The sequence below is a fragment of the Neobacillus rhizophilus genome, assembly GCF_018343535.1.
Lineage (GTDB): Bacteria > Bacillota > Bacilli > Bacillales > Cytobacillaceae > Neobacillus > Neobacillus rhizophilus.
This window is the reverse complement of the sequence record NZ_JAGYPF010000001.1, coordinates 1675795-1682566: the sequence shown is the minus strand read 5'-3', so window position 1 is coordinate 1682566 and position 6772 is coordinate 1675795. Positions and strand designations below refer to the sequence as shown.

Below are 6772 nucleotides of genomic sequence, written 5' to 3'. Positions count from 1 at the left end.
GAAACTTCGTTCCCTCCTGAGTGGATCCTGAGTACGGCCGGACACGTGAAATCCGGTCGGAAGCAGGGAGGACCATCTCCCAAGGCTAAATACTCCCTAGTGACCGATAGTGAACCAGTACCGTGAGGGAAAGGTGAAAAGCACCCCGGAAGGGGAGTGAAAGAGATCCTGAAACCGTGTGCCTACAAGTAGTCAGAGCCCGTTCATGGGTGATGGCGTGCCTTTTGTAGAATGAACCGGCGAGTTACGATTGCATGCGAGGTTAAGTTGAAGAGACGGAGCCGCAGCGAAAGCGAGTCTGAATAGGGCGAAATAGTATGTAGTCGTAGACCCGAAACCAGGTGATCTACCCATGTCCAGGGTGAAGTCCAGGTAACACTGGATGGAGGCCCGAACCCACGCACGTTGAAAAGTGCGGGGATGAGGTGTGGGTAGCGGAGAAATTCCAATCGAACTTGGAGATAGCTGGTTCTCTCCGAAATAGCTTTAGGGCTAGCCTCACGTAGTTAGAGTCTTGGAGGTAGAGCACTGTTTGGACTAGGGGCCCTCATCGGGTTACCGAATTCAGACAAACTCCGAATGCCAATGACTTATCCGTGGGAGTCAGACTGCGAGTGATAAGATCCGTAGTCAAAAGGGAAACAGCCCAGACCACCAGCTAAGGTCCCAAAGTATACGTTAAGTGGAAAAGGATGTGGAGTTGCTTAGACAACCAGGATGTTGGCTTAGAAGCAGCCACCATTTAAAGAGTGCGTAATAGCTCACTGGTCGAGTGACTCTGCGCCGAAAATGTACCGGGGCTAAACGTATCACCGAAGCTGTGGGTGGACACCTTATGGTGTCCGCGGTAGGAGAGCGTTCTAAGGGCGTTGAAGCTAGACCGTAAGGACTGGTGGAGCGCTTAGAAGTGAGAATGCCGGTATGAGTAGCGAAAGATGAGTGAGAATCTCATCCACCGTATGCCTAAGGTTTCCTGAGGAAGGCTCGTCCGCTCAGGGTTAGTCGGGACCTAAGCCGAGGCCGAAAGGCGTAGGCGATGGACAACAGGTTGATATTCCTGTACCACCTCTTTATCGTTTGAGTGATGGGGGGACGCAGGAGGATAGGGTAAGCGCACTGCTGGATATGTGCGTGTAAGCAGTTAGGCTGGTGAATAGGAAAATCCGTTCACCTTAAGGCTGAGCTGTGATGCCGAGGGAATTATAGTACCGAAGTTCCTGATTCCACACTGCCAAGAAAAGCCTCTAGCGAGATAAAAGGTGCCCGTACCGCAAACCGACACAGGTAGGCGAGGAGAGAATCCTAAGGTGAGCGAGAGAACTCTCGTTAAGGAACTCGGCAAAATGACCCCGTAACTTCGGGAGAAGGGGTGCTTTTTGGGGTGAATAGCCCCGAAGAGCCGCAGTGAATAGGCCCAGGCGACTGTTTAGCAAAAACACAGGTCTCTGCAAAGCCGCAAGGCGAAGTATAGGGGCTGACGCCTGCCCGGTGCTGGAAGGTTAAGAGGAGGGGTTAGCGCAAGCGAAGCTCTGAATCGAAGCCCCAGTAAACGGCGGCCGTAACTATAACGGTCCTAAGGTAGCGAAATTCCTTGTCGGGTAAGTTCCGACCCGCACGAAAGGCGTAACGATCTGGGCACTGTCTCAACGAGAGACTCGGTGAAATTATAGTACCTGTGAAGATGCAGGTTACCCGCGACAGGACGGAAAGACCCCATGGAGCTTTACTGTAGCCTGATATTGAATTTTGGTACAGCTTGTACAGGATAGGTAGGAGCCTGAGAAGCCGGAGCGCCAGCTTCGGTGGAGGCGTCGGTGGGATACTACCCTGGCTGTATTGAAATTCTAACCCGCACCCCTTATCGGGGTGGGAGACAGTGTCAGGTGGGCAGTTTGACTGGGGCGGTCGCCTCCTAAAATGTAACGGAGGCGCCCAAAGGTTCCCTCAGAATGGTTGGAAATCATTCGCAGAGTGTAAAGGCACAAGGGAGCTTGACTGCGAGACCTACAAGTCGAGCAGGGACGAAAGTCGGGCTTAGTGATCCGGTGGTTCCGCATGGAAGGGCCATCGCTCAACGGATAAAAGCTACCCTGGGGATAACAGGCTTATCTCCCCCAAGAGTCCACATCGACGGGGAGGTTTGGCACCTCGATGTCGGCTCATCGCATCCTGGGGCTGTAGTCGGTCCCAAGGGTTGGGCTGTTCGCCCATTAAAGCGGTACGCGAGCTGGGTTCAGAACGTCGTGAGACAGTTCGGTCCCTATCCGTCGTGGGCGCAGGAAATTTGAGAGGAGCTGTCCTTAGTACGAGAGGACCGGGATGGACGCACCGCTGGTGTACCAGTTGTCTTGCCAAAGGCATCGCTGGGTAGCTATGTGCGGACGGGATAAGTGCTGAAAGCATCTAAGCATGAAGCCCCCCTCGAGATGAGATTTCCCATAGCGTCAAGCTAGTAAGATCCCTGAAAGATGATCAGGTTGATAGGTCAGAGGTGGAAGCGCGGTGACGTGTGGAGCTGACTGATACTAATCGATCGAGGACTTAACCAAGTCATGTTTTTAGGTGAACTCGTTCTAATTTACTTCTTCTGCATTATCTAGTTTTGAGGGAATGAAAAAATTTAAATTTCCTCTTGCAAAATATGAAAAAAACATTATAATAAAATAGTGTCTGATAAATGGTCTGGCGGTAATGGCGAGAAGGTCACACCTGTTCCCATCCCGAACACAGAAGTTAAGCTTCTCAGCGCCGATGGTAGTTGGGGCGAAAGCCCCCGTGAGAGTAGGACATCGCCAGGCTGTTATATTATTCCGCAGTAGCTCAGTGGTAGAGCTATCGGCTGTTAACCGATCGGTCGTAGGTTCGAGTCCTACCTGCGGAGCCATTTATGGAGAGCTGTCCGAGTGGCCGAAGGAGCACGATTGGAAATCGTGTATACGTTAACCGCGTATCAAGGGTTCAAATCCCTTGCTCTCCGCCATTATAAGTTTTTCAAAATGGCCCCTTGGTCAAGCGGTTAAGACACCGCCCTTTCACGGCGGTAACACGGGTTCGAATCCCGTAGGGGTCACCATTTAACGGAGGATTAGCTCAGCTGGGAGAGCATCTGCCTTACAAGCAGAGGGTCGGCGGTTCGATCCCGTCATCCTCCACCATAATGTTATCGCGGGGTGGAGCAGTCCGGTAGCTCGTCGGGCTCATAACCCGAAGGTCGCAGGTTCAAATCCTGCCCCCGCAATTCGGTCTGGTAGTTCAGTTGGTTAGAATGCCTGCCTGTCACGCAGGAGGTCGCGGGTTCGAGTCCCGTCCAGACCGCCACTTATTTTTTAGAATGTGGTATTGGAAATCATCTTAATTTGGCTCAGTAGCTCAGTCGGTAGAGCAAAGGACTGAAAATCCTTGTGTCGGCGGTTCGATTCCGTCCTGAGCCACCATTTTGATTCAATTTTGCCGGTATAGCTCAATCGGTAGAGCAACTGAATCGTAATCAGTAGGTTGGGGGTTCAAGTCCTCTTGCCGGCACTTGCAAGCAGCAAGTGCATAGTATAGATGGAGGGGTAGCGAAGTGGCTAAACGCGGCGGACTGTAAATCCGCTCCCTCAGGGTTCGGCGGTTCGAATCCGTCCCCCTCCACCATTTATAGGGGTATAGTTTAAAGGTAGAACGAAGGTCTCCAAAACCTTTGGTGTGGGTTCGATTCCTACTACCCCTGCCAATGCTGTAATGGCGGTTGTGGCGAAGTGGTTAACGCATCGGATTGTGGTTCCGACATTCGTGGGTTCGATTCCCATCAGCCGCCCCATTAATTTTTTATTGATGAATTAGTGAAAATGTTGTATTATTGGGCTATAGCCAAGCGGTAAGGCAACGGACTTTGACTCCGTCATTCGTAGGTTCAAATCCTGCTAGCCCAGTCAAATATGCGGAAGTAGTTCAGTGGTAGAACACCACCTTGCCAAGGTGGGGGTCGCGGGTTCGAATCCCGTCTTCCGCTCCAAATAATATGGCGGCATAGCCAAGTGGTAAGGCACAGGTCTGCAACACCTTTACCACCGGTTCGAATCCGGTTGCCGCCTCCATATTATGCCGGTGTGGCGGAATTGGCAGACGCGCACGACTCAAAATCGTGTTCCGTGAGGAGTGTCGGTTCGACCCCGACCACCGGTATCATAAAAACACTCATATTAATGTGAGTGTTTTTTATTTTGCATAAAGTTTGGCCAGCTGCATGAGTAGCGGGTTCTATTGTATTTTATTAGTCTCTTTTCGAAAAGATTGATGCTGGCCGAATATTAAAAATGGCTCTAATTTAGAAGGAATAACTTATTGCCTAGCTGTAAGCGACCTAAGACTTTGGAAAATAAACTTGTCCGGCCTTTCTATGCTCCTCTACTCTTGCAAAAGCTTAGCTTTCCTTTCACTTGATTAATCACAGAATCACTCCTCTTTTTTAAAGCTAATATCAATTCTACTCATATCATTCCATTAATTTTTTAAATAAAATATGGACAAAATATACCAATGCTTTCTGCGGACATACAAGGTTACTACACTAGACAATTGGGAAGGGAACCCCTACATAATGTTTCAACACATCAGGAGGTAAAAAATGCACTATGTTATTTCAATCTTAGGTATTATAACTGTCGTGTTTGCCGCTTGGCTGGCAAGCTCGAATCGAAAAGAGGTAAAATTTATACCCATTATTGTGATGATTGCTATTCAAATAACCTTATCCATATTGTTGTTAAATACAGAGTTTGGCTTTATCATCATCCAAGGAATTTCAAAGGTATTCAGCAAATTGCTCGACTATGCAAATGAAGGAGTTTCCTTTGTGTTTGGCGGAATGGCGAATAAAGGAGAGGCACCATTCTTCTTAACTGTGCTGCTGCCAATTGTCTTCATCTCTGTATTAATAGGAATCCTGCAATATTTGAAAATTCTTCCGATCCTTATGAGAGGAATCGGATGGCTGTTAAGCAAAGTGAATGGCATGGGAAAGCTTGAATCTTATAATGCGGTTGCGTCGTTAATGGTCGGGCAATCGGAGGTTTTCATTACGGTAAAAAAACAACTGGGCATGCTTTCAAAAAATCGTCTGTATACGCTCTGTGCCTCGGCGATGTCGACAGTATCGATGTCGATTGTTGGTGCCTATATGACGATGCTGGATCCAAAATATGTCGTCACAGCTTTAGTTCTAAATTTATTTGGCGGTTTTATCGTTGCATCGATCATCAATCCTTACGAGGTAAAGCCAAGTGAAGATATTTTAGAAATTCAGAATGTGGAGAAACAGTCCTTTTTCGAAATGCTGGGTGAGTATATCCTGGATGGATTTAAGGTTGCTGTTATTGTGGGTGCGATGCTGATTGGATTTATTGCTCTAATGGCGGCCATTAATAATGTATTTGAGTTGCTGTTCAGCATTTCTTTTCAGCAGTTATTAGGGTATCTCTTTGCTCCCATTGCCTTTATTATGGGGATTCCATTATCTGAGTCAGTCAGTGCTGGCGGGATTATGGCAACGAAGCTGGTGACCAATGAATTCGTTGCAATGTTGGACTTGTCTAAGGGCACTCACAACTTTAGTGACCGTACAGTTGGGATTCTGTCCGTATTCCTTGTTTCCTTCGCCAACTTCTCATCAATCGGCATTATTACCGGGGCGGTAAAGAGTTTGAATGAAAAGCAGGGGAATGTGGTTGCCCGCTTCGGTTTAAAGCTGCTTTACGGAGCTACACTTGTAAGCATCCTTTCGGGGACGATTGTAAGTATTATTTTATAAAAAAGGTTTAGAGTTTGAGGCATAAAAAAAATCCCAGCGCTGTGATACATGTGCTGGAATTTTTTTTCTGATTCCTATCGTCTAAAAACCTTATTCCAAAAACCTGATTTCCTTTCTTCCTGTTGTACAGATGGTGCGTTGGATGGCGGCTTTTGTTCTGATGCTTTAATGATTCCTTTTTGACGTGCCTCTTGAAGCCAGCTTGGGAACTCATTTAACAATGATTCATAAAGCTGATGATCTGGAATTTTATCGATATCTTCAATATGCAAGAAATTGGCGTTGTCGACCACTCGACCTTCCAATGTATCGAGTGTCCTAAGAAAATCAAAGTTGCCATTTCCGATGCCAACAAATTGCCAAAAGACCGGATACTTTGCTGAACTTTCGATTAATGATTTAATCGACTTTTTGCAGCCACCGTCATTGATAAACACAATATAGGCAGGATCTGGTGATGAATCTTCTTCAAGATACTTTGTCAAAACGTCCTTCATAACAGGCAGTTCTTCATTTCTTCCAAATTTATGTACTAAATCATCCTCGAGGATAATGCGATTGACATAGCCTTCGATATCCCTTTCAGTTACAGGTTTTAAACGGGAGAATTCATTATCATAAACCCAAACATCCAACACGCCATCATCATCAAACTGAGCGGCGATCGCTAAAATTCGCTCGACCACTCTCTGAACGGTCCCGTTTTTATACAAGTTCCTCATGGAACCGGTAATATCGAGGACCAGCCCAACTCGAGCGGTTACCTTTACTAAATTCTTCTTTTCCAAAACAACTTTGACAGATTTCTTTTGCAAATTGATTGTCTCCATAACTAGCCTCCTTGTCTCAATTTAATATCCACTTCTATTATATTATTCTACCATTATAAATTTCTAATATTCTCCTTACCCAATAAGTATCGCTTTTTGTCGAACAATTTATGTAACATGGAGTGGAAACAAGTGATATTATATAAATAAC

At 46.8% G+C, this 6772-nt stretch carries 2 protein-coding genes, 15 tRNA genes and 2 rRNA genes; 18 read left to right on the top strand and 1 reads right to left on the bottom strand.

The genetic code is table 11. The features are described from left to right. The 18 genes from KHA99_RS08000 to KHA99_RS07915 form a co-directional block, all read left to right on the top strand. Positions 1-2549: ribosomal RNA gene (locus KHA99_RS08000) — 23S ribosomal RNA — on the top strand; the annotation flags it as partial. 132 nt (positions 2550-2681) lie between these two features. Beyond that, a 5S ribosomal RNA gene (gene rrf / locus KHA99_RS07995) occupies positions 2682-2798 on the top strand. 11 nt (positions 2799-2809) lie between these two features. Continuing rightward, positions 2810-2884 (top strand) — tRNA-Asn (locus tag KHA99_RS07990). A 5-nt stretch (positions 2885-2889) separates the two neighbouring features. Beyond that, positions 2890-2980 (top strand) — tRNA-Ser (locus tag KHA99_RS07985). An 18-nt stretch (positions 2981-2998) separates the two neighbouring features. Beyond that, a tRNA-Glu gene (locus KHA99_RS07980) sits at positions 2999-3073 on the top strand. Positions 3074-3079: 6 nt separating this feature from the next. Further along, positions 3080-3155: transfer RNA gene (locus tag KHA99_RS07975), tRNA-Val, on the top strand. Positions 3156-3164: 9 nt separating this feature from the next. After that, positions 3165-3238, top strand: a tRNA-Met gene (locus tag KHA99_RS07970). A 3-nt stretch (positions 3239-3241) separates the two neighbouring features. Next, positions 3242-3318: transfer RNA gene (locus tag KHA99_RS07965), tRNA-Asp, on the top strand. Between the two features lie 40 nt (positions 3319-3358). Further along, positions 3359-3434: transfer RNA gene (locus tag KHA99_RS07960), tRNA-Phe, on the top strand. Between the two features lie 15 nt (positions 3435-3449). Then, a tRNA-Thr gene (locus KHA99_RS07955) sits at positions 3450-3522 on the top strand. Between the two features lie 29 nt (positions 3523-3551). Continuing rightward, positions 3552-3636 (top strand) — tRNA-Tyr (locus KHA99_RS07950). Between the two features lie 5 nt (positions 3637-3641). Then, a tRNA-Trp gene (locus KHA99_RS07945) sits at positions 3642-3715 on the top strand. 11 nt (positions 3716-3726) lie between these two features. Beyond that, positions 3727-3802, top strand: a tRNA-His gene (locus tag KHA99_RS07940). Between the two features lie 40 nt (positions 3803-3842). Continuing rightward, a tRNA-Gln gene (locus tag KHA99_RS07935) sits at positions 3843-3914 on the top strand. An 8-nt stretch (positions 3915-3922) separates the two neighbouring features. Continuing rightward, positions 3923-3997 (top strand) — tRNA-Gly (locus tag KHA99_RS07930). Positions 3998-4005: 8 nt separating this feature from the next. Further along, positions 4006-4079: transfer RNA gene (locus KHA99_RS07925), tRNA-Cys, on the top strand. A gap of 6 nt (positions 4080-4085) precedes the next feature. Continuing rightward, positions 4086-4167: transfer RNA gene (locus KHA99_RS07920), tRNA-Leu, on the top strand. Positions 4168-4609: 442 nt separating this feature from the next. Beyond that, positions 4610-5791: a NupC/NupG family nucleoside CNT transporter gene (locus tag KHA99_RS07915; protein WP_213116838.1), complete on the top strand. Its 1182-nt coding sequence runs from the start codon at positions 4610-4612 to the stop codon at positions 5789-5791. A gap of 74 nt (positions 5792-5865) precedes the next feature. Here the strand turns inward: KHA99_RS07915 and KHA99_RS07910 are convergent, their stop codons facing one another. Beyond that, entirely contained in the window at positions 5866-6621 is a 756-nt protein-coding gene (locus tag KHA99_RS07910) for a vWA domain-containing protein (protein ID WP_213116837.1), read from the bottom strand. Positions 6622-6772 lie beyond the last annotated feature (151 nt).

Bases quoted from the DNA above. Each gene is read 5' to 3' on its own strand.
- KHA99_RS07915 (WP_213116838.1), top strand. From the start codon at position 4,610: ATGCACTATGTTATTTCAATCTTAGGTATTATAACTGTCGTGTTTGCC.
- KHA99_RS07910 (WP_213116837.1), bottom strand. From the start codon at position 6,621: ATGGAGACAATCAATTTGCAAAAGAAATCTGTCAAAGTTGTTTTGGAA.